Here is a 22899-nt window from a genome sequence, read left to right on the forward strand (position 1 = left end):
AAATTCAGGGGAAGCAAAGAAGTTAGGTGGGGGATCAACTGCCCGTAAAAGCCCGATTGGTTCAACTAATAATCAGTGGGGGATGAACAAAACCCCCACTGATTAAAGTTTCACTTTATATTTTGATGAATAAAGAAGCACTACAAAAGAGAGAGTTCATTTTATATGTATTATTTGCTGCTATTAATATATCGCTTTGGTTATCGCTTATGATCTTTGAGCGGAGTATGTGGATGGTAGCGGGGCATTATGTACTTGGAGCAATTGTAATTGTTTTTTCGAATAGGAATAAGAGATAAGCCAGCGACCTTAAAGTTGCTGGTTTTTATTTTGCTATTTATAATGAAGAAACAAATTTTTAATAGAGAGTAGTGGGCGTTATGAGATGGAAAGAGGGAACGTTTGAAAAAATAGAAACGAATGACGCATCTATTGAGCAACTTATAAACACGTTTAAGGAACAAAACGTAATTGGTGGTGCAATAATAAGCTGTTTTAAAGTACATAACGAAAATTTTTTCAAAGAAATACCACATTCGAAAGAGGAACACGAACACTTCTTTAGAAGAATCGTTAACTCTTTAGATATAATACATAGCTTAGAAGAGCTAAAAATACATACGTCAGAAAAATATAAGTTTCGTTTTAAAGAGCAGCTGGCAGTCATGCTTGATGGAAGCATCGCCGCTCAAATTTTGTGGGGCGGAGCATATGAAGGATTTAAGGAACGACCAGTTATCGCAAAGCAACTAGCAGTCAATGTATGTCAATATATGTTCCAAGATCGATACGAAGATATTAAAGTGTTCGAAAGCTATCGCCCTTGGACAGATTGGTTTTACGATGTTGCGTGGGATGTTACTTGGATGGTGTTAGATAGTAAGGAGCAGAAAATGTGGTTCATTTGTGCTACGGATACGGATTGATAGAAGAGGGCCTTGTAGGAATGCTGCAAGGCTCTTAATATTTTGGGAATGAATAGAAAATAAATCATATAAATGCTATACCAAAAAATGTTTGTAATGTCAGTTTCATACTATTATATAGTGATGACTTACTAGAAAAGATAAGAGGAGAATAAACGTGAAAAAGATACAGAAATTATTACTGTTAATGATGGTAGTAGGATTAACAGTCGGTGTATTAGCAGGATGTGCAAATCCGAAAGATACGACAGAAGAATTTTTAACCGCGATACAAAAAGGTGATGTTGAAAAGGCTCGTACATTTGTTGAGAGTGACAAGGAATTTAATAAACTAAATGAAAAAACAGGTGATGCTGAGGCAAAAGCAATGCTGAGTGCAATTACGAAAAACTTTAAATTTGAAAAGCCTGAAGAAGTATCGAAAAAAGATGACACAGCAGAAGTGAAAGTGAAAATTACATCTGCCGATCTATCCGTTGCTGTAACAAAAGCAGTGGGAGAAGTTATGCCAATGGCCTTCGTTAGCGCTTTTAGCGAAGACAAAGAGCAATCTGAAAAAGCAATCGAAAAAACAATGACATCAGCAATCGTCAAACACTTATCAGATAAAGATGCAATCATGGCAACTCGCGAAGTTACATTGAACTTAAAGAAAAACAAAGATGGCGACTATAAAATCGTTGCAGATGATAACTTGAAAGAAGTATTATTTGCCAATGCGAAGTCTTTGGAGAAGATGTTTGATGGGAAGTGATTGACTTAGATAAAAAAGAGAAACCATATCACGTAGAAAGTTGATATGGTTTCTCTTTTTTTATGACCCCGGAGAGGCTCGAACTCACGACCTCCACCCTGTCAAGGTGGCGCTCTCCCTGCTGAGCTACGGGATCTTCAAAAGTGCGTATGTAACAGCATCTTTAATCTGTATGCTAAAGTAATTATATAAAATTAACTGAAATTTTACAATATTTTATATTGAATTTGAAAGGAAAGTAGTTGGAATCAGGCTAGTTGTGTATTAAGGAATACATAGGTAGAGAATGTAATGAAAAGTCGGTTCGAATAAAGTGGTTATATTATTTTTTTCGATACCAATCCAAAGGACCTTCATCACTTAAATCAACAAGAAAAGGGAATAAGAAGTGTAAAGGTAAGCTAATAAATTCTGGCATAGCGTTCACTGTTTTCTTTGATAGATACTGCCTCCCAAAACAATACGGACAATCTTTTTCAAATGTCACGAGTATTGACCATATATCTTTTATTGTCCACTTCGTTTTACAATACGTACAACGGGCCATAGAGTTCCTCCTCATGTTAAGATTACTTCTAGTATATTCCATTTTATTGTACTGAAGTCATTTGTATTTGGTGTGATAAAATGTAATTTGTTTTATTTTTATTTAAATTTATTTAGTTATTTATGTTCATTTACATATCGTTTCATATTTTTGCAGGGTGATAGATTTTCAGCTTCGATATGCAAACTGGCCAATATATCCTTTTTACAATTTACTTAAAATCATGTATAACAGAGATACAAGATTATTTTACCCCGCTATTTGCGGGCAGTAAGATCCTCGCTCAAAATTCAGCGAAAGCAAAGAATTTAGGTGGGAGATCAACTGCCCGTAAAAGCCCGATTGGTGAGGGCTGATAATCCGTGGGGGATGAAGAAAACCCCCACGGATTAAAGTTTCACTTTATAAATATTCAGAAGTAGAGGGAGAATTATTGTAATGGTAAGGAAAACGTTCAAGATGCGTGTATCTAGAAATAGAACGATTTCGATTAATGGATCAATTCTTGATGTGGATGTTACACATGATGAGTTTTTACAAGAGTTTGTTGAGTGGGTGGATTCTAAAGGTTGGTCGTTTATGGGGATGACAGATGAGATTACACCTGAGGAAGCTAGTCAAAAATTAATAGATTCATTGATTGATGAGAAGGATAAGAAAGAATAATTCTTTCTTATTTTTTATTGTATATTTATGTCGTTCATCGTAAAAATATGATATAGTAAAAAACAGTGAATATTCTTCCAATTTAATACAATTTACATATGGATTGGTAGATTCAGTTTTTAAGTAGAGAGAGTATAGGGAAAAGGGAGAGTCATATGGTAAAATTTAAGAAAATTTTGGCTTTTATTACCGTTATTTGTTTATTTTTTTTGACACCTATGACGTTACGTGCTGAGACAAATATTGGAGTGAATCCAGAACAAGTAGCCCCACCACCTAAGGAAGGGCCGAATGTTTTTAGTCAGTTTGCAACTACGATTGATGCGAAAACTGGAGATATTTTGTATGATAAAAACGCACATCATCGTGCATTTCCGGCTAGTATGACGAAAGTGTTAACGGCGATTTTACTTATGGAGCATACGAAGCCAGAGGATCAGTTTACGTTTTCACAATTAGCATTAGATCAAGAGAAGAGTAATTATCAAATTGAGTTTCAACCTGGTGAGACGATTAATAGAAATACTGCGCTTATGATTTTAATGGTGCTGAGTGCGAATGATGTGTCGTATGCGATTGCGGAGCGTATTGGTGGAAGTGTTGAGAATTTCGCTCATATGATGAATGAGAGAGCGAAGCAATTAGGTGCTACAGATAGTCATTTTGTCACGCCAAACGGATTGCATGATCCGAATCATTATACTACGCCATATGATATTGCGATGATTACGAGAGGTGTGCAAAAGTACCCTGAAATACTTCAAGCAATGAATACGAAAAGAACGACAGTTACGACATCTAGACAGACAGTGTCTATTTTTAACAAGTCTACTTATTTTGAAAATCCATATAGTATTGGTGGAAAGACAGGTTTTACAAATGAAGCGCGCAATACACTCGTTTTATTAAATGAGAAGGATGGAAATCGTATTATAAATGTAGTAATGGCTTCTCAAAGACCTGAAATTTATGAAGATTTGAAGCAGATGGCGGACTATTCTTTCGGTCAATTTGTGAAGCAAACGGTACTAGATAAACATAGTTGGCATCAAAAGACAACATATTTAAATAAAGATATTGATAGCGAACTTGAGCAAAGTGCAGAACTTATGCTTAAGAAAGATGAAGGGAAAAACGTAAGGACGATTTTCCGTGCGGCTTCATTAGATAAAGATTCTTTATATCATAAAGGAATTCATCGTGGTGAGGTAGTTGGATCAGTTGATATTACGAAAAATAATCAAACAATTGCGACGGTAAATGTTCTTTCAAAAGAAGATGTTACTTTTGCGATACCTAAAAAAGATACGGATACGCCTGAAGTAAAAGAATCAAATGTGAAAATAATAAGCATTGGGATAGGTGCGGCTGTATTATTTGGAGCCATTTTATTTGTAGTGCTACGCCGAAATACAACAGGAATGAAATCAGAAGAAAAATAAATTACTAGTTAAAAGGCTGTGAAGAGACTTTGTCACAGTCTTTTTTTGTATAAGATAACTAATAATTGTAAATTTTCTTATTGCGTTTCCGGTTTGTTCGTTATATTATTTAGTTGTGTTCTTGGTAGAGAACTAAAGTGGATATTGCATACTTCAAATAATATAAAACAACGGAGAGGAAGAGAAACGATGAAATTAATTTGGAAGGTGATTAGCAACGTTATCTCATTTGTTTTATTTGCCTTGATGGTTTGCTTAGCTTTTGTAGTTATTTCTTCAAAAGCGAGTGGTGGTGATCCAACAGTAATGGGATATCAATTTAAGAGTGTTCTTTCAGGATCGATGGAGCCAACATTTTTAACAGGATCAATCATTGCGATAGAGCCGACGAAAGATGGGTCTAAATATCAAAAAGGTGATGTTATTACTTTTAAAGAGAAAGATCAAAAAATTATCACTCACCGTATTATCGGTGTGAAAGATATAAATGGAAAAGTAATGTATGAAACAAAAGGAGATAACAACAACGGGCCTGATTTAGAACCGGTACTTGCGGAGAATGTTATTGGGAAATACGCGAATATTACAGTTCCTTATGCAGGGTATGCGTTAAATTATGCGAATTCAAAAGCTGGAGCTGCTTTACTTCTTATTATTCCAGGAGTCTTTTTACTAGGATATTCCGCTATTACTATTTTTAGTGCGATTCGTAGCATAGACGGAGAAAAGAAAGAGAAAAAAGTAGAACAATCCGTCTAGTTTATTTGGTTATACTTTCCGTTTAGGAAGTTGACAAATATATAAATCAAGGGGATATGGACATGACTTTAAAGAAAAAATTAGGAATAGGTATCGCATCAGCAGTATTAGGAGCAGCGTTAGTTGGCGGAGGAACGTTTGCATTTTTCAGTGATAAAGAAGTATCAAACAATACATTTGCGGCTGGTACGCTTGATTTAGCATTAAATCCATCAACAGTTGTTAATGTATCGAATTTAAAACCTGGTGATACAGTCGAAAAAGAATTTAAATTAGAAAATAAAGGAACATTAGATATTAAAAAAGTACTACTAAAAACAGATTATAATGTAGAAGATGTGAAGAAAGATAATAAAGATGATTTTGGTAAACATATTAAAGTAACATTCTTAAAAAATGTAGATAAGCATGAGACTATTGTGAAACAAACTACATTAGATAAATTGAAGAGTGATACACTTACAGCAGTAGATAATGATTTAGCTGCTTGGTTCTGGGATGAAAAAGGTATTTCTGCAGGTAAATCTGATAAATTCAAAGTGAAATTTGAGTTCGTTGATAATAAAAAAGATCAAAATGAATTCCAAGGTGATAAGCTACAATTAACTTGGACGTTTGATGCACAACAAGGCGACGCTGAAGCAAAATAATAATGACAAGAAAAAGAGACTATCAAAAATGATAGTCTCCTTTTCTGTTAAAAGGGAAATGTAAAAAGAAAGATAATTTCTTATATCATTTTATAATTCACTTTATTATAATAAAGGTATAGTTCTTGATAAAGAACAAGTTGTTCGATAGGAGAGATTAAAATGCTGAAGCCACCTCGCAATTTTAAAAAGATTCTTATATTGCCATGTTTGTGTTCTATTACTTTTTATTTAGGCTCTCAAATGATGACTTATACAGAAGCAACTTTCGTTCATGAAACGAAAGTAACGGCTACCATTTCTACAGCAAGTATTTTTCCAAAAACAGTTGATCAATTAACAGAACAAGCTAAGAAACATAAGGAAGTTATTTTGCATGAGTATGAAGGGATGAAATCAAAAGTAACTGCTACTTCCACTCAAGAGATAGAACAGACGCTTGTTACGTGGAAGCAAGGGCGGGAGAAAATAGTTGCTGAGAGAGAATTGTTACAAAAAGTATATGTATCAATAGAAGGTCCTTTTAATCAAGTGCAAGAAGAGTTAAAAGGAAATAAAAGTGAATCGAATAAGCAAGTATTCTCGTATGTGAATGCTGGTTTTCATATAGTGAAAGAAAACTGTGAGTATGTTGATAAAGAAGTTAATTTACAAGTGATTGATAAACAAATTCAAGATTTTGAGAAGTTACTAGTAGATAAAACAGCAAAACTAGAAGAGAGTAAGAAACAAGAAGAAGCAAAAAAATTAGAAGAGAGTAAGAAACAAGAAGAAGCGAAAAAGTTAGAAGAGAGTAAGAAACAAGAAGAAGCGAAAAAGTTAGAAGAGAAGAAACAAGAAGAGGCGAAAAAGTTAGAAGAGAAGAAACAAGAAGAGGCGAAAAAACTAGAAGAGAAGAAACAAGAAGAACAGCAAAATAAAGATAGCAAGTAAAATACAGCAACATTTCAGAGTAAATAGAGGTTATACAGTCGAATAGGTGAGAGCATTGCGACTCACCTATTCGGCGGCGTATCCTCTTTATTTTAACGATACATGTAAAAATCTAGAAGATAGTAGAAAACTAGTTGGCAGTATGATAGTGAAGGAGAATAATTAGTTTAAATATTAATTAACATTTTTTATTTCTCAATATTTTTTGGAAATTCTGGAATGATATTGAGAAATAAAAATAACTGAAAATATTAATAAATATGTGTTGTATTTATATAGTTGCGTTCGTTATAATGAACATAAGGTTTTTAAAAAAGAACAAATATTAGCTAAGCTAATATAGTTTTAGTTACATCTCTTATTTTAAATAAGAGATAGCAATAAAAATATAAAAAACAGCTAGGGGGAATTGATTGTGAGTCTGAAAAAGAAATTAGGTATGGGAGTTGCATCAGCAGCATTGGGGTTATCTTTAATTGGTGGAGGAACATTCGCATACTTTAGCGATAAAGAAGTATCGAATAATACATTTGCGGCTGGGACGTTAGATCTTACATTAGACCCTACAACGCTTGTAGATATTAAAGATTTAAAACCAGGGGATTCTGTTAAGAAAGAGTTCTTATTAAAGAATAGCGGTTCATTAACAATTAAAGACGTTAAACTAGCGACAAAGTATACTGTGAAAGATGCAAAAGGTGATAATGCTGGTGAAGACTTTGGTAAGCACGTTAAAGTGAAATTCCTTTGGAACTGGGATAAACAAAGTGAGCCTGTATATGAAACAACTTTAGCAGACTTACAAAAAACTGATCCAGATCTTTTAGCTAAAGACATCTTTGCTCCTGAGTGGGGAGAAAAGGGTGGATTAGAAGCTGGTACAGAGGATTATTTATGGGTACAATTTGAATTTGTAGATGATGGAAAAGACCAAAATATCTTCCAAGGTGATTCATTGAATTTAGAATGGACATTCAATGCTAACCAAGAAGCTGGAGAAGAAAAATAATAAAAAAGCGGGTATCCCCCGCTTTTTTTATAAAGAAAAAAGAAGTGCTGGTTGTAAGCACTTCTTTCTATTTATTATTTTTGATCTTGCTTCCATTTTGTAAATTCAAGAAATTCACGAAATTGTTCTTTGGAGACACCAGAGTTCATTGCATCTTTGACGAGCTGTGTCCATTCGGAGTCTAGGTTAGCTTCCTTTGTTGTTTCATCATGAAGTAAAGTATCAACTGGAATTTGTAGAACTGCTGCGATCTTTTCAAGAAACTGAATGGAAGGGTTCTTTTGTAAATTGCGTTCTATAGAACTAATGTAAGATTTAGCAACGCCAGCTTTTTCGGCAAGTTCAGTTAATGAAATACCTTTTTGTAAACGAAGGCGTTTTATACGTTCTCCAATCATATTTGCGCACCTTTCTATCAATATGTAGTTGTCTTATGATGTCATTATTATAACATAAACTTCGTTAAAAAGAACAAACCTATTGAGCCTGGCTGGATGGCTTCATACGTTGGAAAAAATGTTCGATATCTTGCAAGGCGATACCAGCGTCTAAAGCTTCAAGTATTAAATCAATCCATTCTTGATCCAATGCGTCAGTCTTATCTTTGTACAAATGTAATTCCTCCCTAATTATCGATCATAACTGCTGCTACAGAATACGTGATAATACAATCGGATTTTGTATTTTTATGTAGTGAATTATCAAATATTTTGTAGATAAAACAAAGATAAAATCCCCATTAAACTCCCTCTATGGCGATTATAAAGTTTCTGACAAATATTTTCAATATTTTCAGAAAACATTGTTGAATTGTGATATATTCGTATGCTAACTATGGAATTTTTACAAATATATTAAAAACATTACATAATATGACTAAATATTGAAAAAATATTGAATTTTTAATAAAATTCAATTTGTAATACATATTATTTATTAGGGGAGGAAATAAGGGATGAACAAGAAACCGTTCAAAGTTTTATCATCAATCGCTTTGACAGCTGTATTAGGTCTTTCATTCGGAGCAGGTGGCCAGTCTGCATACGCTGAAACGCCTGAGAATAAAACAGCTACGAGCCCAGTTGATGATCATTTAATTCCGGAAGAACGTTTAGCAGATGCGCTAAAAAAACGTGGGGTAATTGATTCGAAGGCTTCAGAGACAGAAACAAAGAAAGCTGTCGAAAAATACGTAGAGAACAAAAAGGGTGAAAATCCTGGGAAAGAAGTAACAAATGGGGACCCACTTACGAAAGAAGCATCGGACTTTTTAAAGAAAGTGAAAGATGCAAAAGCAGATACGAAAGAAAAGTTAGATAAACCTGCGACAGGAACACCTGCAGCGACAGGGCCAGTTAAAGGTGGTCTAAATGGTAAAGTACCAACATCTCCTGCAAAGCAAAAAGCGTACAACGGTGATGTTCGTAAAGATAAAGTACTCGTTTTACTTGTAGAGTACGCTGACTTTAAACATAACAATATCGATAAAGAACCTGGTTATATGTATTCCGAAGACTTTAACAAAGAACATTATGAAAAAATGTTATTCGGTAATGAGCCATTCACATTAGATGATGGTAGTAAAATCGAAACATTTAAACAATATTATGAAGAGCAATCTGGCGGTAGTTATACAGTAGACGGAACAGTTACAAAATGGTTAACAGTTCCTGGTAAAGCTGCTGATTACGGTGCGGATGCTGCAAGCGGCGGTCATGATAATAAAGGACCAAAAGGACCACGTGATTTAGTAAAAGATGCATTAAAAGCAGCTGTAGATAGCGGCCTTGATCTATCAGAGTTTGATCAATTTGACCAATATGATGTAAACGGCGATGGAAATCAAAATCAACCGGACGGTTTAATCGATCACTTAATGATTATTCATGCAGGTGTTGGACAAGAAGCAGGCGGTGGTAAATTAGGTGACGATGCAATTTGGTCACATCGCTGGACTGTTGGACCGAAACCATTCCCAATCGAAGGCACACAAGCGAAAGTTCCGTATTGGGGAGGAAAGATGGCAGCATTTGACTACACAATTGAGCCAGAAGATGGCGCAGTTGGTGTATTCGCACATGAATATGGTCATGATTTAGGTCTTCCAGATGAGTATGATACACAATATAGCGGTCAAGGTGAGCCGATTGAATCTTGGTCTATTATGAGTGGTGGTAGCTGGGCTGGTAAAATTGCAGGAACAACGCCAACAAGTTTCTCACCGCAAAATAAAGAGTTTTTCCAAAAAACAATCGGTGGTAACTGGGCAAATATCGTAGAAGTAGATTACGAGAAATTAAATAAAGGTATTGGTCTAGCAACATATTTAGACCAAAGTGTTACGAAATCTAACCGTCCAGGTATGATTCGTGTAAACTTACCTGATAAAGATGTAAAAACAATTGCCCCAGCATTTGGTAAACAGTATTACTACAGCACAAAAGGTGACGATCTTCATACGAAGATGGAAACATCACTGTTCGATTTAACGAATGCAACGAATGCAAAATTTGATTTCAAATCATTATATGAAATTGAAGCAGAGTATGACTTCCTTGAAGTACATGCTGTAACAGAAGATGGTAAACAAACATTAATTGAAAGACTTGGTGAGAAAGCTAATAGTGGAAATGCAGATTCTACAAATGGAAAATGGATTGACAAATCATATGACTTAAGCCAATTCAAAGGTAAGAAAGTAAAATTAACATTTGATTACATTACTGATGGTGGTTTAGCATTAAATGGATTTGCTCTTGATAATGCTTCATTAACAGTAGATGGTAAAGCAGTATTCTCTGATGATGCAGAAGGTACACCACAATTAAAATTAGACGGCTTCGTTGTATCTAACGGAACTGAGAAGAAAAAACATAACTATTATGTAGAGTGGAGAAACTATGCTGGTGCAGATAACGCATTGAAATTTGCTCGTGGCCCAGTATTTAACACTGGTATGGTTGTATGGTATGCGGATTCAGCTTACACAGATAACTGGGTTGGCGTACATCCAGGACACGGTTTCCTTGGTGTAGTGGATTCTCATCCAGAAGCAATTGTAGGAACTTTAAATGGTAAACCGACAGTTAAGAGTAGTACACGATTCCAAATTGCTGATGCGGCGTTCTCATTCGACAAAACACCAGCTTGGAAAGTTGTATCTCCAACGCGTGGAACATTTACGTATGATGGCTTAGCAGGTGTACCGAAGTTTGACGATTCAAAAACGTATATTAATCAACAGATTCCAGATGCAGGACGTATTTTACCGAATCTTGGCTTAAAGTTTGAAGTAGTAGGACAAGCTGATGATAATTCTGCAGGTGCTGTTCGTTTATATCGTTAATAAAGTAAAACTACCGAGAGATTTTCTTTCGGTAGTTTTTTTGTGAGCAATGAATTTTATATAAAAGAAGAAATTATATATAATATAACTTTATGAATAGAAATTTATTATATATAAAGTCTATATAAATAATGAAAGAATTGGATAAAAATAGTGGGAGAAGGTGAATGAATGAGTGTTTCTTCTATTGTAAATAAACAAAAGGCATATTTTTATAATGGCCATACGAGAAGTATAGAAGTGAGAAAGAATAATTTGAACAAGCTTTATGAAGGCATTCAGCGTTTTGAAGAAGAAATATTTCAGGCATTGAAATTAGATTTAAATAAGTCAGCTCATGAGTCATTTACAACGGAAGTTGGATATGTATTAAAGGAAATTTCCTTTCAATTGAAGCATATTTCATCGTGGAGTAAACCGAAGCGAGTTCGAACAGCACTTACTCACTTTGGATCAAAGGGAAAAGTAGTGCCAGAACCATATGGTGTGACACTTATTATTGCACCGTGGAATTATCCGTTTCAATTAGCAATTGCCCCACTTGTAGGAGCGCTGGCAGCTGGAAATACAATCGTTTTAAAGCCGTCAGAGTTAACGCCAAACGTTTCTAAAGTGCTAACGAGAATGTTAGGTGAATTATTCCAAGAAGAGCTTGTAGCGGTAGTAGAAGGCGGCGTTGAAGAGAGTACAGCTTTGCTGAAGGAACCATTTGATTATATTTTCTTTACAGGTAGTGTGGGCGTTGGGAAAGTTATCATGGAGGCAGCAGCAAAACAGTTGACGCCGCTTACGTTAGAACTTGGCGGAAAGAGTCCATGTATTGTACATAAAGATGCAAAAATAGACGTAACAGCAAGAAGAATTGTTTGGGGGAAGTTTTTAAATGCAGGGCAAACGTGTGTAGCACCTGATTATATGTATGTGCATGCTTCCGTGAAAGAACAGTTAATTGAAGCGTTGCGACATGAAATTGAGGAGCAGTATGGAAAAGAGCCACTGCACAATGATAATTATGTACGAATTGTGAGTGAACGTCATTTTGAACGTTTATGTACGTTTTTGAAAGATGGTAAAACTGTAATTGGCGGGAACTATAAAAGAGAAACTTTACATATAGAACCAACAGTGTTAACTAATGTTACATGGGAAAGTGCTGTTATGGAAGACGAAATTTTTGGTCCGATTTTACCAATTATAGAATACGACAACATAGAAGAGGTAATTGACACGATTCAGCAACATCCGAAGCCGTTAGCGTTATATGTATTTTCTGAAGATAAAGAAGTACAAAGGCAGGTAACGAGTAATATTTCGTATGGCGGAGGCTGTATTAATGATGTTGTCTATCATCTTGCAACGCCATATTTACCTTTTGGTGGCGTCGGAAGTAGTGGATTAGGGAGTTATCATGGGGAAGAAAGTTTTCGGACTTTTTCACATTATAAAAGCATTTTAGTCCAATCTACGGCATTCGATATGAAAATTCGTTACTCTTCTACAAAAAGTGCTTTAAAATTCATACGAAAGTTGTTAAAATGATGATGGTGTTTATCAGTAGGCGTAGCCGTATGATAATAGCCCCTTCGTAATGGAAGGGGTTTTTCTGTTCGACATTATGTATCATGCGAAAATGAATCAAACATACTACATAAAGAATAGAAGTGAACGCTTGCTAAATAACCATTTTTGTTTGGATCGAAACAAAAAATAGTCTATAGAACATAAATATTTATTCATGAATATAAAAATTAAAATTTAAGGTAGATTGGACGGGAAAATGAAAAAGATTATTAAAGTTGAAGCAGTAGAAAAACATTTTGGAAATCAAGTGATTATCCCACCGCTTTCTTTAGATATTAAAGAAGGGGAATTTTTAACGATTTTAGGGCCGAGTGGTTGCGGAAAAACGACGTTACTTCGTATGATCGCAGGATTTGAAACCCCAACTAAAGGGAATCTTTTGTTAGATGATGAAAAGATTAACGATTTGCCACCATATAAACGTCATATGAACCTAGTGTTCCAACATTATGCGTTATTCCCACATATGAATGTGGAGAAAAATATTTGTTTCGGTATGAAAATGCAGAAAGTACCGGCAGCAGAGCAGAAAGAGCGTGCTGAAGAGGCAATGCGTTTAACGCAGTTACTTGAGTTCCGTAATCGTAAACCTGCAAAGCTTTCTGGTGGACAGCAGCAGCGTGTAGCAATTGCGAGAGCGATTGTAAATAACCCGCGTGTATTATTACTAGATGAGCCACTTGGAGCGTTAGACTTTAAGTTAAGAAAAGATTTGCAACGTGAATTGAAAAACTTACAACGTAATTTAGGAATTACGTTCATATACGTAACGCACGATCAAGAAGAAGCGATGAGCATGAGTGATCGTATCGTAGTTATGAATAAAGGACATATTGAACAAATCGGAACGCCGAAAGAAATTTATAATAAGCCGAAAACGTTGTTCGTTGCGACATTTATCGGTGAAAATAATATTGTGAAAAACGGGGAAGGCTATGTAGCAATTCGCCCTGAAAACGTAAAAGTGCGTTCGGTTGAAGAGCCGACTTTAAAAGAATACCATCTTGGACATATTGAAGACATTGAGTTTGTTGGAAATATGGAAAAGCTTTATGTACGTGATGAGAAAACATCAGAATTACTAATGGCATATCAAACTGCTGAAGAAGCAGCGCAGTGGAGCATTGGAGATAATGTATACGTAGGCTGGGAGCAAGAGGACGAGGTGACCTTAAATTGAAAAAAGGGAAATTACTCGCACTACCTACAGTCGCATGGCTGTTAATCTTCTTCCTAATTCCCCTTCTGTTTGTATTGGCATTTGCCTTCATGCAGCGCGGAGCATATGGGACAGTAGAAATGCAATTTACATTAGAGAACATAGCACGTGTATTTGATCCATTATATATGGGGACGTTATGGGAAACAGTGAAAATTGCGGTTATTACGACAGCAATATGTTTACTAATTGGTTATCCATTTGCGTATACAATTACAATTGTTGATCGTAAATATCGTTCCATTCTTTTATTATTGGCAACGATCCCGTTTTGGATTAACTTCCTTGTTCGTTCATACGCATGGATTGTTATTTTACGTTCACAAGGTCTTGTAAACACATTGCTATTGAAGCTAGGTATTATTAGTGAACCGTTAAATTTACTATACAATACACCTTCTGTAATACTTGGGATGGTATATTCTTTATTACCATTTATGATTTTACCGGTGTATGCAGCGATTGAGCAGCTTGATAAGCGTAAGCTAGAAGCAGCTTATGATTTAGGGGCGACACCAGTAAAGGCATTTTGGAATGTAACAGTACCAATGACGATGTCAGGGATTGCTACTGGTTCTATTTTAGTGTTTGTTTCTTCTATCGGAATGTTTGTTGTATCAGACGTTATGGGTGGATCGAAAGTAGCATTAATCGGAAACGTAATTCAAAATCAATTCTTAGGAGCGCGTGATTGGCCGTTTGGATCTGCGTTATCTATGATTGTTGTTCTATTCTCTGTTCTGTTAATTTACTTATATTATCGTGCAACGAAAGTATATAAATATGATGGGAACGGAGGGGAATAGGCAAAAATGAAGAAGTTTTTAGTTTCTTATTCTTGGTTAATTTTATTGTTCTTGTATTTTCCAATGATGGTTTTAATGGTATATTCCTTCAATGATTCTCGCATTAATGCGGAATGGGAAGGATTCACATTCCATTGGTATACAGATTTATTTCAAAAACAAGATGTTATTGATGCATTTGTAAATAGTATGACGATTGCGATCGTAACGACGATTGTAACGACTGTTCTTGGTGTGATTTTCGCAATTGCATTACATCGTTATAAATATCGTTATGAAGGGGCCATTAATGGTCTTGTGTATTTACCAATTTTAATTCCTGATATTTTAATGGGATTATCTTTACTTATTTTATTTAGTCAATTAGGTATGGAACTTGGTAAAACAACAATTATTATTGCGCACATTACATTTAGTATTTCATTTGTTGTCGTTATTTTAGCGGCACGTCTTTCTGGTATGGGACGTGATTTAGAAGAGGCTGCGAATGATTTAGGAGCAACGCCGTGGCAAACATTTCGTTTTGTAACGTTCCCAGCAATTGCACCTGGAGTTATTTCAGCTGCATTATTAACATTCACATTATCAATTGATGATTTTGTAATTAGTTTCTTCGTATCAGGACCAGGATCAACAACATTGCCATTATACATTTACAGTATGGTTAAGCGCGGAGTATCACCAGAAATTAATGCACTTTCTACAATTCTAATTGTAGCTATCGTAGGATTAATGGTTCTATCTGAAATCTTCCGTAACAAAGGTGCAGATGGTGAAGAAAACTCTGGAGGACACCTTCCTTTATAATACGAACGATATAGAAAGTACGAGGGGGTAATAAACCGATGAAATTAATGAAAAGATTAGCCGGCGCAGCAATTAGCTTTAGCCTTGTTGCTGGTGTACTTGCTGGTTGTGGTGAAAAGAAAGAAGAGTTAAACATTTATAGCTGGGCTGACAATTTTGATGAGCAAGTGCTAAAAGATTTTGAAAAGAAATATAACGTGAAAATAAACTATGATAAGTATGCAAGTAATGAAGAAATGCTTGCGAAATTACAAGCTGGTGGCGCGAAGTATGATTTAATTCAGCCATCTGACTACATGGTTAAAACAATGGCGAAAATGGACTTATTAGCGCCGTTAGATAAGAAAAATATCCCGAATATCGAAAATATGGTTTCTAATTTCAAAACACCTGCGTTTGACCCAGAGAATAAATATTCTTTAGTATATACTTGGGGTGTAACAGGGATTGCATACAATAAAAAGTATGTGAAAGAAGCACCTACAAGCTGGGCTGACTTATGGAATGAGAAATATAAAGGGCATGTAACTTTATTAAATGATTCTCGTGAAGTGTTAGGAATGGGTCTTAAAAAGCATGGTTTCTCAAACAGCACGAAAGACGATGAGCAGTTAAAGACAGCAGCAGATGATTTAAAGAAGCTGCTTCCAAACTTATTAGCATTTGATACAGATAATATTAAACAAAAATTCATTACAGAAGATGCTTGGATTGGAACAGTTTGGTCTGGAGATGCAGCATTTATCGCTAAAGATAATAAAGATGTAGAGTACGTTGTACCAAAAGAAGGCGGCACAATTTGGGCTGACACGTTAGCAATTCCAAAAGGTGCGAAAAACAAAGAGCTTGCAGAGAAGTTTATGAATTACTTATTAGATGAAAAAGTAAGTGTGAAAAACTACGAGTCAATTGGATACAGTAATCCAAATGAAAAAGCTCATCCTCTTCATAGTAAAGAATATCGTGATAACCACATGATCTTCTTAACGAAAGAAGAATTAGATCGTACAGAATGGCTTATTGATGTAGACGATAAGTTAAAAGACTATGATCGTTACTGGACAGAGTTAAAAACAAAAGGTAAATAAGTAAGAAAATGCGGTTTCTACAGTAGAAATCGCATTTTTTCATAGTAGGAGGAAATCGTTTGAAAAAGAAGTTACATCAGTATGAGCTAGTATGTATCGCTTTATTACTTGCTGTATTTGGCATTGTTGCTTGGCGCGTACATGCGGGTGGCGTTACAGTAATGGATACATATGTCCGAGGATTAGTAAAAGGAATACAAACAGAAGAGTCGCTTGCATTTTTCTCACACTATACAAAATTAGGCTCTGCTATTGGGATTGTAACTACGCTCATTATAAGTTTACTTGTTTTTTGGAGAAAACGTTATTACGCTGCGATGATCGTGTATCCAGTTGGTATTTTAGTAACACATCTTGTAAATAAAGGGATAAAAGAAATTGCGAAAAGGGAGCGTCCGTCGTTAAATGAAGCGTTCGATGCACTTGGGTATAGTTTCCCTAGTGGGCATGCGATGTTATCTATTATGACATTCGGATTTCTTGCTTATATCATTGCCGCTAATTTGAAGAGTGTAACTGGGAAATATGTTATAACGATTTTGATGGGAATAGTCATTCTATCGATTGGGTTAAGTAGAGTTATTTTAAATGTACACTATCCAACTGATATTTTAGCAGGTTATTGCGTAGGTGGTATTTTGTTAATTATGGCGATTTATTGCCATCGTTTACTTACCGAGAGATTGGGGCTTGATAAAGAAAGATAAAAAAACGTCTGGAAAAACTATCATTATAGTGTTTCCAGACGTTTTTTGTTTGCATGAAGATGTGATACAGTATAAATGACAATTGAATGATGTAAAGTAGGTGAAAATGTATGAAAACAAATGTACATAAAGTAGATAAGTGGGGAAAGTTAGGAGCTTTTTTGTATCAATTTCGTTATACAGTAATTGTAGTGTTAGTTTTACTTGCGGTAGCACTTGGGATTTTTGCTCCAAAGCTACCAGGAGTATTAGGTGGTGACGGTTTCCAAACAGAAGGGGACTATCAAAAAACGAAAGAAATTTTAGATAAAGATTTTAAGAGGTCTCAAGATACACTTTTACTCGTTTTTGAAAAAAAGAAAGGTGTTTCACATGAGGAATTTCAAAAACAAGTAGAAGGAATTGTAAAGAATGTACAAGAGAAAGAGACTTATGAATCTTTCCATCATCCAGTGCAAAATAAAGAAATGTTACAAGATGATATCGGCTATGCGACAATTTTATTTTCCGGGAAAACAAATAAGGAACGAATGGAAAAGACGTTACAATTTGCTGATAAAGTCGAAAAGGAAAGTAATACATCGTTAAAAGTAACGCCTACAGGATTTCCAAAAATTAATCAAGAGATTAATGAAAGAACGCAAAATGATTTAAAAGTGGCAGAGATGATTGGATTACCAATTGCATTTCTCGTATTACTATTTTCATTTGGTAGCCTTTTGGCATCTATTTTACCAATTGTAAATGGGGCACTTAGTGTTATTAGTACGATGGGCATATTATACTTTATAGGTGTCGATAAGGAACTATCTATCTTTGTGTTAAATGTTGCACCGATGATTGGACTTGCGTTATCTATTGATTTTGCACTATTATTTGTAAATCGCTTTCGAGAGGAAGTTGCAAAGCGAACGGTAAAAGAAGCGATAGCAATTACATATCAGACAGCAGGGCGTGCAATCGTATTTTCGGGATTATGTGTATTTGTTGGATTATCCGGTTTGTTCTTCTTTAAAATTGATTATATTCAGTCAGTTGCAATTAGCGGAATGATTGTTGTGATTATGAGTATTTTATTTTCACTCACACTTCTACCAGCGCTATTATCATTAATTGGTAAACGAATATTAAAAAAGAATCAAGTAGCACATACTCCGGCAAAGGCGTGGCGTAAATTTGCACAATTTGTAATGAAACATCCAATTGCGATGATTATTGTTGTTACAACATTTATTGTGATTTGTTTATTACCACTACGTACAGCTAATTTACAGTTCCCTGACGTAGAAGCTTTACCTAAACAAAGTGATACAAGAATTGCATATGAGAAGTACGAAGAGGCATTTAATGAAACTGCAAAAACACATGCTGACGTTACGTTAGTGGTAGAGACGAAAAAAGATATGAAAGAAAAAGAAAGTTTACAAAAGATAGAAGAAGTCATTGAAAAGTTAAAAGACGATAAAAAAGTGCATGAAGTAAGAAGTTTATATGATGGGTTAACTGGAATGAAAGCAGATCAAGTTGCTGGAATATTAGCGTCGCCAGAAGCAGCAAAACTAGCTCCTATATTTGAAGCATACACGAAAGGGAATAAGACGACGATAGAAGTCTTTCTAAAAACAAAACCACGTGATGAAACTGCTAAACAGTGGGTTCGTGATTTTAAACAAAATTATAAAGAAACAGATGTTACGTATTATTTAGGCGGAATGACGACGTTCCAACAAGAGTTAGAAGATGAAATTAAAGATAAAGTTGCAATTGGGATGTCTGTTATATTTGGATCGACCTTTGTTATATTATTATTCGCATTCCGATCTATACTCATTCCAATTAAGGCAATTATTATGAATATACTTAGTTTAAGCGCAACAATTGGAATTGTTGTTTGGTTATTTGAAGGTGGGCATTTCGGTTTAGAAGCAAGTCCTGTTCTATTTGTCTTACCAATCTTCATTTTCGGTCTCGTATTTGGGCTTAGCATGGATTATGAAGTCTTTCTTATTTCACGTATCCATGAGTTATATGAAGAAACAGGAGATAACGATCAAGCGACGTTAGAAGGACTTGTTTCAACAAGTAGAATTATTACATCAGCTGCATTAATTATGATTGTTGTAACGGGTGCGTTCGCCTTTACTGATATTTTACCAGTAAGACAAATGGGGCTTGGTGTTGCATTAGCGATATTCCTTGATGCAACAATTATTCGTCTTATGCTTGTACCAAGTTTAATGAAATTGTTTGGAGACTGGAATTGGTGGTTACCATTTCGGAAGAAAAGAGAAAAATCATCGTAAAAAATACTCATCTATAAGATGAGTATTTTTTTATGAATAGCAAGACCTACATTTTGCAAATAGTATGTGATAAGAACATTACATATAAGTAGGTGAAGGCAATGTTTCGTTATTTTAAGTTTAAGCTAAATGATACAGTACAGTTTGCAGAAAACGATGGGCATATGTATCGCATTGTCGGTTATCGGTTAGAAAAAGGGTTTTATCCAAAAGATGAATGGACTCATATCATTTATGAATTGCTTAGAGATTTTGATGGGTATACGATGGATGCGGAGGAAGAGGAACTTGTAAAAGTTATTCAAGTAGAGGATGAATATTACAAAATACAAGAAGTATCGGGCTATCGTTATCCAGTAAAAATGAAGCAAAAACAACAAGTGATGAAAGTAGAAAAGATGGATGACTTATTAGATACGTATAATGATTATAAAAGATTGGCGGATTTCTTTAAAGATTTATCATATGAACAAAAAGCGGAAGAAGTATTGCAGGAGATGAAAAAGCGTAGAGCGTGAGGGGCAGTCTATTATAAGACTGTCCTCTATTTTTGACGGTGCATCAAAGTCTATTTTCCGTTACAATGAGAGAATCAATAGAAATAAGGTGATACAGTATGGAAACGAAGAAGAAGGGCGAATGGTGCGAAATGACTGTTCCAGCGAAATGGAATGGTATAAGCATTGAGTCATTATTAAAAATAGAATGGGAAATACCGAAAAAGTTGTTACATCAGCTTCGTATGGAAAAAGGTATTACTGTTAATGGAGAACAGAGAAGATGGAATGAGCTTCTAAAAGAGGGCGATAAGTTACAAGTCCATATGTTTATGGAGGAAGAATACGATGTAGAGCCTGAGTATGGTGAATTACATGTAGTGTATGAAGACGATCACGTACTCATCGTAAATAAGCCTGAGAAGATGGATACGCACCCTGCTGAAAAAGGCGGGATGGGAACACTTGCAAACCTTGTTGCCTTTCATTTTCAAATGCAAGGTTTAGAGACGAAAGTTCGTCATATTCATCGGTTAGATAAAGATACGACAGGTGGTGTCGTGTTTGCGAAGCATAGAATTGCTGGTGCAATTATGGATCATTTATTAATGGAACGAAAAATTAAAAGAACGTATGCGGCGCTTGTGGAAGGAAAAGTAAAAAAGAAGCAAGGAACAATTGACGCAGCGATTGGAAGGGATCGCCATCATGCGACGAGACGACGTGTTTCTCCAAAGGGAGACCAAGCTATCACATTTTATAAAGTAGAGAAGTATTTTAAAAACCAAAATGTTACGCTCGTAACGTTACAATTAGAAACAGGTAGGACTCATCAAATTCGTGTTCATATGAGCTATAATGGCAATCCATTAATTGGGGATGTATTATATGGTGGACAAACGAAATATATGTCTAGGCAAGCGTTACATGCCATGAAGATAAACTTCTTACATCCTATTACGAAAGAAGAAATCGAAGTGGATGTACCATTTCCTATAAAATTAAATGATACAATAAAAGAATTTCAAAGAATGAATGCATAAAGTGTAAGCTTAAATTTGAGAAAAGTAGATTCTTGCAGGAATTTCTCTAAAAGAAGCGAAGCCGTTAAGAGAAAAGAGAGGTGAGAATTGCTTGGTCAAATATAAATATATACTAGGAATATTATTCGCTTGTCTTTTAGTTACTCTATGCCTCTATCCATATTTACCGAATGAGATGGCTGTACATTGGGATGAAAATGGTGGGCCGAACGATTTTATGAGTAAACAAGTTGTTATAGCATTTATTCCTTTTTTTCTTATTTTTTTACATGGATTGATGTATATTATTTCACATAATATATATAAGTTTAATGAAGGCGAGCATGTCATTATAAGTGGATTTCTAAAGACGATTACTTTATTTATGTTGTTTATCCATATGCTCATTCTCTTTATTAATTTTGGAAGTATGATATCCTTTCAAACAGGACTAACAATTGGGATTAGTATGTTTCTGTTTATGCTTAGTAAGTTGTTTAAACAAGTTCAGAGTACGGAAAAAGACCCAATCAAATTACAAAAGATCCGTTTAGTGAGTAGGCGGATTTTTCAAATGATGGCATGTAGTATATTATTTTCATTATTTTTGAATTTGAAGTGGGGGTTTTATGTATTACTTAGTGTAATAAGTAGTGGTTCTATTTTGTTCATGTTTTACATTTTATACTCATACATAATAGAAAGTTATGAAACATAAAAAAGAGTCTTCTCATAATGAGAAGACTCTTTTAATCTATTTACTTCGTAATAAATTGTTGTGTCCAGTAGTTACCGCTTTCTACGTAGCCAACACCGATGTGAGTGAAACCGTTATTTAAGATGTTTGCACGGTGTCCAGCGCTGTTCATCCAAGCTTGTACTACTTCTTCAGGTGTACGTTGGCCTTGAGCGATGTTTTCACCGGCTGATGTATAAGAAATACCAAATTTCTTCATCATGTCAAACGGAGACCCGTATGTAGGGCTGTTATGATCAAAGTAGTTGTTTTTTTGCATATCTTCAGATTTAATACGTGCTACTTTGCTTAATTCAGTATCGATTTTTAAAGCTGGTAAACCTTGTTTTGTACGCTCAGCGTTTGTTAATTCAACAACACGTTGTTCGAACTCGCTTAAAGATTTTGCTTCTTCAGCAGGCTTTTGCTCAGCAGGTTTTTGTTCAGCTGGTTTTTGAGTATTGTTGTTTTCAGCAGGCTTTTGAGCTTCTGGTTTTTGAACTTCTTCAGCAGGCTTTTGCTCAACTGGTTTTTGCTCAGCAGGCTTTTGAGTTTCTGGCTTAGCTGTTGGTTGCTCAGTTACAACATTTTCAGTAGGTTGTTGACCAGGAATAATGCAATTTGGTTGGAAGTTTCCTTGTTGCCATTGTGCTAATGATTCCACGCCCATAGATTGTAAGAATGCTTGTAATTCTTGTTGGCTCATTTGCTTCATCATCACTTTTGAATGCTGAATATTTTGAACCTTTATGTTAGATGGTTGTACTGTTGCAGCTTGTGCATCTAGAGAAGATACTCCTAAAGTAAGAGCCGTTGCAGCAGCTACAGATAATAAAACACGTTTTTTCATGATGTGTGTCCCCCTATATAAAGTTTTAATTTGTTTTCACACGATTTGTTTTTGACAGCCTGTCTGACTGACAAATTCATCGTAGCATAGATTTTGTGAGAAAAAAGATGGAAAAAAATTCATAGACTTAAAATTTACCTAATTTATCCTAAGAGGGGAAAAGAGGAAAAATAAGAGAAACATAGAGTATAAAAGGAATTTTCAGCATTTTTATACTTGGTTTTAAGAGGGGAGTTTTGGATAAAGTTACC

General features: G+C 35.1%; 24 protein-coding genes and 1 tRNA gene. 20 read left to right on the forward strand and 5 right to left on the reverse strand.

Annotated elements, in window-relative coordinates; translation table 11 throughout:
- Positions 1 to 122 precede the first annotated feature (122 nt).
- The 3 genes from AAG068_RS06425 (at position 123) to AAG068_RS06435 (ending at position 1680) form a co-directional block, all read left to right on the forward strand.
- On the forward strand, positions 123 to 299 hold the full coding sequence (locus tag AAG068_RS06425; RefSeq protein WP_342719833.1) for a hypothetical protein: 177 nt from the start codon (positions 123 to 125) through the stop codon (positions 297 to 299).
- Positions 300 to 380: 81 nt separating this feature from the next.
- On the forward strand, positions 381 to 926 hold the full coding sequence (locus AAG068_RS06430) for a hypothetical protein (RefSeq protein WP_342718605.1): 546 nt from the start codon (positions 381 to 383) through the stop codon (positions 924 to 926).
- Between the two features lie 157 nt (positions 927 to 1083).
- On the forward strand, positions 1084 to 1680 hold the full coding sequence (locus AAG068_RS06435; protein WP_342718606.1) for a hypothetical protein: 597 nt from the start codon (positions 1084 to 1086) through the stop codon (positions 1678 to 1680).
- 63 nt (positions 1681 to 1743) lie between these two features.
- On the opposite strand, the gene AAG068_RS06440 is transcribed toward AAG068_RS06435, so the two are convergent.
- Positions 1744 to 1816 (reverse strand) — tRNA-Val (locus AAG068_RS06440).
- A 186-nt stretch (positions 1817 to 2002) separates the two neighbouring features.
- Positions 2003 to 2227: a hypothetical protein gene (locus AAG068_RS06445; protein ID WP_342718607.1), complete on the reverse strand. Its 225-nt coding sequence runs from the start codon at positions 2225 to 2227 to the stop codon at positions 2003 to 2005.
- Positions 2228 to 2665: 438 nt separating this feature from the next.
- Here AAG068_RS06445 and AAG068_RS06450 point away from each other — a divergent pair, with 438 nt between their 5' ends.
- From AAG068_RS06450 to calY, 6 genes are all read left to right on the forward strand, one after another.
- A complete protein-coding gene (locus AAG068_RS06450; protein WP_000251864.1) occupies positions 2666 to 2893 on the forward strand; it encodes a hypothetical protein in 228 nt (75 codons plus the stop codon).
- A gap of 155 nt (positions 2894 to 3048) precedes the next feature.
- Positions 3049 to 4335: a D-alanyl-D-alanine carboxypeptidase family protein gene (locus AAG068_RS06455; protein ID WP_342718608.1), complete on the forward strand. Its 1287-nt coding sequence runs from the start codon at positions 3049 to 3051 to the stop codon at positions 4333 to 4335.
- 189 nt (positions 4336 to 4524) lie between these two features.
- Entirely contained in the window at positions 4525 to 5094 is a 570-nt protein-coding gene (gene sipW, locus AAG068_RS06460) for a signal peptidase I SipW (protein ID WP_342718609.1), read from the forward strand.
- A 62-nt stretch (positions 5095 to 5156) separates the two neighbouring features.
- Positions 5157 to 5744: a CalY family protein gene (locus AAG068_RS06465; RefSeq protein WP_342718610.1), complete on the forward strand. Its 588-nt coding sequence runs from the start codon at positions 5157 to 5159 to the stop codon at positions 5742 to 5744.
- A 162-nt stretch (positions 5745 to 5906) separates the two neighbouring features.
- On the forward strand, positions 5907 to 6677 hold the full coding sequence (locus tag AAG068_RS06470) for a DUF4047 domain-containing protein (RefSeq protein ID WP_342718611.1): 771 nt from the start codon (positions 5907 to 5909) through the stop codon (positions 6675 to 6677).
- Positions 6678 to 7092: 415 nt separating this feature from the next.
- Positions 7093 to 7686, forward strand: a complete 594-nt coding sequence (gene calY / locus AAG068_RS06475; RefSeq protein ID WP_000053740.1) for a biofilm matrix protein CalY — start codon at positions 7093 to 7095, stop codon at positions 7684 to 7686.
- A gap of 74 nt (positions 7687 to 7760) precedes the next feature.
- Here the strand turns inward: calY and AAG068_RS06480 are convergent, their stop codons facing one another.
- Together AAG068_RS06480 and AAG068_RS06485 are read right to left on the reverse strand one after the other, a co-directional pair.
- Positions 7761 to 8084, reverse strand: a complete 324-nt coding sequence (locus tag AAG068_RS06480) for a helix-turn-helix domain-containing protein (protein WP_000578877.1) — start codon at positions 8082 to 8084, stop codon at positions 7761 to 7763.
- Between the two features lie 79 nt (positions 8085 to 8163).
- On the reverse strand, positions 8164 to 8298 hold the full coding sequence (locus AAG068_RS06485; RefSeq protein ID WP_000276217.1) for an anti-repressor SinI family protein: 135 nt from the start codon (positions 8296 to 8298) through the stop codon (positions 8164 to 8166).
- A gap of 343 nt (positions 8299 to 8641) precedes the next feature.
- Between AAG068_RS06485 and inhA1 the strand changes: the two genes are divergently transcribed.
- The 11 genes from inhA1 (at position 8642) to AAG068_RS06540 (ending at position 21780) form a co-directional block, all read left to right on the forward strand.
- Positions 8642 to 11032, forward strand: a complete 2391-nt coding sequence (inhA1, locus tag AAG068_RS06490) for a M6 family metalloprotease immune inhibitor InhA1 (protein ID WP_342718612.1) — start codon at positions 8642 to 8644, stop codon at positions 11030 to 11032.
- A gap of 171 nt (positions 11033 to 11203) precedes the next feature.
- Positions 11204 to 12571, forward strand: a complete 1368-nt coding sequence (locus AAG068_RS06495) for an aldehyde dehydrogenase (protein WP_342718613.1) — start codon at positions 11204 to 11206, stop codon at positions 12569 to 12571.
- 238 nt (positions 12572 to 12809) lie between these two features.
- Positions 12810 to 13793, forward strand: coding sequence for a spermidine/putrescine ABC transporter ATP-binding protein PotA (gene potA, locus AAG068_RS06500; protein ID WP_342718614.1), 984 nt, complete (start codon positions 12810 to 12812; stop codon positions 13791 to 13793).
- Positions 13790 to 14638: a spermidine/putrescine ABC transporter permease PotB gene (gene potB / locus AAG068_RS06505; protein WP_342718615.1), complete on the forward strand. Its 849-nt coding sequence runs from the start codon at positions 13790 to 13792 to the stop codon at positions 14636 to 14638. The genes potA and potB overlap by 4 nt, the downstream gene beginning before the upstream one ends.
- Before the next feature lie 6 nt (positions 14639 to 14644).
- Entirely contained in the window at positions 14645 to 15445 is an 801-nt protein-coding gene (potC, locus tag AAG068_RS06510) for a spermidine/putrescine ABC transporter permease PotC (RefSeq protein ID WP_000714198.1), read from the forward strand.
- A gap of 38 nt (positions 15446 to 15483) precedes the next feature.
- Positions 15484 to 16533, forward strand: a complete 1050-nt coding sequence (gene potD / locus AAG068_RS06515) for a spermidine/putrescine ABC transporter substrate-binding protein PotD (protein WP_342718616.1) — start codon at positions 15484 to 15486, stop codon at positions 16531 to 16533.
- Between the two features lie 59 nt (positions 16534 to 16592).
- Positions 16593 to 17240, forward strand: coding sequence for a phosphatase PAP2 family protein (locus AAG068_RS06520; protein WP_342718617.1), 648 nt, complete (start codon positions 16593 to 16595; stop codon positions 17238 to 17240).
- Positions 17241 to 17350: 110 nt separating this feature from the next.
- Positions 17351 to 19543 (forward strand): MMPL family transporter, encoded by a 2193-nt coding sequence (locus AAG068_RS06525; protein WP_342718618.1) that lies wholly within the window; start codon positions 17351 to 17353, stop codon positions 19541 to 19543.
- 101 nt (positions 19544 to 19644) lie between these two features.
- Positions 19645 to 20061: a hypothetical protein gene (locus AAG068_RS06530; protein WP_048526774.1), complete on the forward strand. Its 417-nt coding sequence runs from the start codon at positions 19645 to 19647 to the stop codon at positions 20059 to 20061.
- A gap of 98 nt (positions 20062 to 20159) precedes the next feature.
- Entirely contained in the window at positions 20160 to 21083 is a 924-nt protein-coding gene (locus tag AAG068_RS06535; protein ID WP_342718619.1) for an RluA family pseudouridine synthase, read from the forward strand.
- Between the two features lie 91 nt (positions 21084 to 21174).
- Positions 21175 to 21780: a DUF1648 domain-containing protein gene (locus AAG068_RS06540; RefSeq protein WP_342718620.1), complete on the forward strand. Its 606-nt coding sequence runs from the start codon at positions 21175 to 21177 to the stop codon at positions 21778 to 21780.
- A gap of 40 nt (positions 21781 to 21820) precedes the next feature.
- Here the strand turns inward: AAG068_RS06540 and AAG068_RS06545 are convergent, their stop codons facing one another.
- A complete protein-coding gene (locus tag AAG068_RS06545; protein WP_087957920.1) occupies positions 21821 to 22648 on the reverse strand; it encodes a CAP domain-containing protein in 828 nt (275 codons plus the stop codon).
- Positions 22649 to 22899 lie beyond the last annotated feature (251 nt).

Origin of the sequence: Bacillus paramycoides, from assembly GCF_038971285.1 — a bacterium.
In the GTDB taxonomy this organism is placed as follows: Bacteria; Bacillota; Bacilli; order Bacillales; family Bacillaceae_G; genus Bacillus_A.